The 379-nt window shown below is 53.0% G+C and carries 1 protein-coding gene; it reads right to left on the reverse strand.

Going from position 1 to position 379, the window contains the following annotated elements:
• On the reverse strand, positions 1–379 hold a 379-nt coding region (locus tag FME68_RS13105; protein ID WP_230309008.1), incomplete at both ends, for a hypothetical protein.

Here is a 379-nt window from a genome sequence, read left to right on the forward strand (position 1 = left end):
CATTGCCATCCTCATCCTTAGCGGAGATCTTGGTGTCGTCGTCCTTGTTCTCAACCTTGATACCAGAATCCTGCGGATCATCAGTCGGATCAACAGGCTTCACATTGGAATCATCAACCGTGGTCTTGTCATCACCAGGCTGCTCCGGCTGCTCATCGGAGCCGTTATCGTCACGATCCTTCTCGTGGCCGTTAACCGGAACCTCGATCTCAGTCTTACCATTCGGCAGATCCGGATCCTCAACAACTACCGTGATCGGACCATCAACATCCTCACCCGGAGTAACGATGACCTTGCCGTCCTCGTCAATCTTGACCGGGACGTCATTGCCATCCTCATCCTTAGCGGAGATCTTGGTGTCGTCGTCCTTGTTCTCAAC

The sequence above is a fragment of the Corynebacterium hiratae genome (assembly GCF_009708045.1).
GTDB classification, from domain to species: Bacteria; Actinomycetota; Actinomycetes; order Mycobacteriales; family Mycobacteriaceae; genus Corynebacterium; species Corynebacterium hiratae.